Annotated in this window: 1 protein-coding gene; it reads left to right on the top strand. The window is 44.8% G+C overall.

What is annotated here, in order from left to right; all coding sequences use genetic code 11:
• The coding region (locus tag R7E78_RS24595; RefSeq protein ID WP_318058406.1) for a polysaccharide biosynthesis tyrosine autokinase at positions 1-1,078 on the top strand (1,078 nt) is incomplete at both ends.

Genomic DNA, 1,078 nt, shown 5'->3' with positions numbered 1-1,078 from the left:
CTTTCCGAAGCCCAAGCTGCGAAGAACGTTTCTGAACTGGCGCAACGTTATGGACCAAAACACGATCGAATGGTCCAAGCGAAAGCGCAACTCGCCTCTATTCAAGAGCGAACTCAGCAATTGATTCGCGAAATCTCTTTTAGTAAGCAACAAGACTTACTTGCAGCGAAAGCTCAGGAAGACATGTGGCGCGAAGAACGTGACAGAAAAAAATCAGATTTCCAATCATTGGTTTCGCAAAAGGCGCGCTATGAGCAATTGAAACGGGAAGTAGAGTCAAACAAAGATCTTTACGAAGCTTTCTTAAATCGAGAAAAAGAAACCAGCGCTACTAGCGATTACAAAAATGTGACCGCTCGCTTTACTGATAAAGCGATCATTCCCCTGTTTCCTGTCGCGCCACAACGAATGAAACTGGTGCTTATCGCCACATTCTTCGGTTTTGCTATCGCTTGTGCATTGGTGATCATTTTAGAAACGTTGCGAGAAGTCATCCGCACTTCAAACGATGTTCAAGATAAGCTAGGCGTGACATGCTTGGGGGTTATCCCAATGGTGAAAAAACGTACCCTGCGAAAAAATGGGGTAAGTTATACCGCCTACTTAGATAAAGATGAAAAACTCTTTAGCGAAGCTTGTCGCTCTGTTCGAACGTCGTTGCTATTAAGGCTGACCAACACTAAGCAAAAGATCTTACCTTTTACTTCAGCGATTCCAGAGGAAGGCAAAACCTCCACCAGCATCAATATGGCGGTGTCCTTCTCGACTATGGAGAAAGTGTTGATTATCGACTGCGACTTGCGTCGTCCATCTTTAGCCAAACGATTCAATATTCCTGAGTCCCAGCCAGGTTTAACCAACATATTGACGATGGATACCGCAATAAAAGATTGTATCGTTCGCATCGATGACGCCAATTTAGATGTACTACCTGCTGGGCTGATTCCACCCAACCCACAAGAGTTGCTGGCATCCAATCGTTTCAAAAAACTACTGGACCATTTTCAAGATAAATACGATCGCATCATCATCGATACACCACCACTGCTGTCGGTCAGTGATGCGCTCATCTTAGGCC

The organism is Vibrio sp. YT-19(2023) (assembly GCF_033337395.1).
This window is presented reverse-complemented; position numbering and strand designations above follow the sequence as displayed.